At 74.2% G+C, this 2,392-nt stretch carries 3 protein-coding genes; all 3 read right to left on the bottom strand.

The window, feature by feature from the left end; translation table 11 throughout:
- Positions 1-660 (bottom strand): cobyrinate a,c-diamide synthase (locus tag A5713_RS15835; protein WP_082972984.1); only part of this gene is annotated, 660 nt, incomplete at its 3' end.
- Positions 657-1,271: a cob(I)yrinic acid a,c-diamide adenosyltransferase gene (gene cobO / locus A5713_RS15830; RefSeq protein WP_068096882.1), complete on the bottom strand. Its 615-nt coding sequence runs from the start codon at positions 1,269-1,271 to the stop codon at positions 657-659. The genes cobO and A5713_RS15835, both read right to left, overlap by 4 nt.
- A 15-nt stretch (positions 1,272-1,286) precedes the next feature.
- Positions 1,287-2,392, bottom strand: a 1,106-nt coding sequence (locus A5713_RS15825; RefSeq protein ID WP_156751906.1) for a VWA domain-containing protein, incomplete at its 5' end; no start/stop codon positions are given.

The following is a 2,392-nucleotide window of genomic DNA, read 5'->3' as shown; positions in this document are numbered from 1 at the left end:
TTGGGCGATGAGGTCGGTCATCGCCTCGACCGCCTGCCGCGCCCGCCGCCCGTACTCCGCCGCGGTGACCAGACCCAAATATCTTGTCGGAAGCTCTAATTCGGCCGTGCGCGGGATGGCGCCCAGCACCGCGACGCCCGCCTGCTCGCAGGCCTGCCGCAGCACGTGCTCGTGCCGGGCCGAACCGACCCGGTTGAGGATCACGCCGCGGACCCGCGTCGCGGTGTCGAACGTCGAAAAACCATGCAGCAGAGCGGCGATGCTGTGGCTCTGGCCGCGCGCGTCGACGACCAGGACGACGGGGGCGCCGAGCAGGCCGGCGACGTGGGCGGTGGAGCCCTCCGCGGGGCCGGCGGCGGCGGGGCCGATCCGCCCGTCGAAGAGCCCCATCACCCCTTCCACCACCGCCATGTCGGCGCCGCCGGCCCCGTGGGCGTACAGCGGGCCGACGAGGTCCTCGCCGACCAGCACCGGGTCCAGGTTGCGGCCGGGACGCCCGGCCGCCAGGCCGTGGTAGCCGGGGTCGATGAAGTCGGGGCCGACCTTGAACGGCGCCACCACATGACCCGCCCGCCGCAGGGCGCCGATCAAACCCGTTGCAACGGTGGTCTTTCCGCTGCCCGACGCCGGCGCGGCGACGACGACCGCGGGGACACTCACCACTCGATGCCCTTCTGACCCTTGCGGCCCGCGTCCATCGGGTGCTTGACCTTGGTCATCTCGGTGACCAGGTCGGCGGCGTCGATCAACCGCCGCGGGGCATCCCGCCCGGTCACCACCACGTGCTGGTGGCCGGGCCGCGCCAGCAGCACGTCCACCACCTCGTCGACGTCCACCCAGCCCCACTTCAGCGGGTAGGTGAATTCGTCGAGCACGTAGAAATCGTGGCGCTGCGCGGCCAGCCGGCGGGAGATCTCGGCCCACCCGTCGGCCGCGGCCGCGGCGTGATCGAGCTCGCTGCCCGCCTTGCGCGACCAGGACCAGCCCGCCCCCATCTTGTGCCATTCGACCGGCCCGCCCACGTGGTGCTGTTCGTGTACGCGCCCGAGTTGCGTGAAGGCGGTCTCCTCGCCCACTTTCCATTTGGCGCTCTTGACGAATTGGAACACCGCGACGGACAGTCCGGCGTTCCAGGCGCGCAGCGCCATCCCGAATGCGGCCGTCGACTTCCCCTTGCCGGGGCCGGTGTGGACCGCCAGCACCGGGGTGTGGCGCCGGGCCCTGGTGCTCAGGCCGTCATCGGGGACCTGAAGCGGGCGGCCTTGGGGCATGAGCGATTACCTTTCTCAGGCCGCGTTGCGCACGGCGCGCGTCAGGGAGTCCGCGTGCAACTGCTCCAGGCGCACGGCCGGCGCGCCGAGCTGGCGGGCCAGTTGCCCGGCCAGACCCAGCCGCACATAAGACGTTTCGCAGTCCACCACCACCGCGGCGGCGCCCTCGGCCGCCAGCCTGGCGGCCGCGGACCGGCTGCGGGCCAACGGATCCGGCCCGGCGGTGGCCCGGCCGTCGGTGAGCACCACCACCAGGGCACGCCGGGCCCGGTCGCGGGCCTTCTCCCGGACGATCAGCTGCCGCGCGGCCAGCAGCCCCTCCGCGAGCGGGGTCTTGCCGCCGGTGTCGAATCGGGCCAGTCGCCGGCCGGCGATGTGCGCCGACGACGTCGGTGGCAGCACCAGCCGCGCCTCCTGCTGGCGGAACGTGATCACGGCGACCTTGTCGCGGCGCTGGTAGGCGTCGCGCAGCAGCGACAGCGTCGCGCCGCTCACCGCGGCCATCCGGTCGCGCGCCGCCATCGAACCCGACGCGTCCACGACGAAGATCACCAGGTTGCCTTCGCGCCCTTCGCGGATCGCCCGCCGCACGTCATCCGGGGCCGGCCGCAACGGTCCGGCCGCGGCGCGCTCGGCGGCCGACAGCAGGGTGGCGAACAGGTGCAGCCCGTGCGCGCCCGAGCCGGTGTCATTGCCGTCGGCGGCCGCGACGACGCTGCCCGCGGAGTTGCGGGCCCGCGAGCGCCGCCCGGGCGCTCCCGCGCCGACGCCGGGCACCGTCAGCGCCTTGGTGCGGAAGGTTTTCGACGGCGGCGCGCTGGGCCTGGGCTTCGTCGGTGCCGGCGAATTGGCTTGCGGCGCACTCACATCGGCAGAGTCGCCGCTCCCGCTGGGCGGCTGGGGGTCGGGTTCGGGGTCGGGCTCGCCGTCGCCGGCTTGCGCCAGCGCGTCGTCCAGCTGATCGCGGTCGAGGCCGGGGTCGTCGAACGGGTCCCGCCGGCGCCGGTGCGGCAATGCCAGCTCGGCGGCGACCCGGACGTCTTGCTCCTCGACGGTCGTGGCCCCGCGCCAGGCGGCGTGCGCGACGGCGGTGCGGGCCACCACCAGGTCGGCCCGCATCC

This window comes from Mycobacterium sp. E2497 (genome assembly GCF_001668695.1).
In the GTDB taxonomy this organism is placed as follows: Bacteria; Actinomycetota; Actinomycetes; order Mycobacteriales; family Mycobacteriaceae; genus Mycobacterium.
This window is presented reverse-complemented; position numbering and strand designations above follow the sequence as displayed.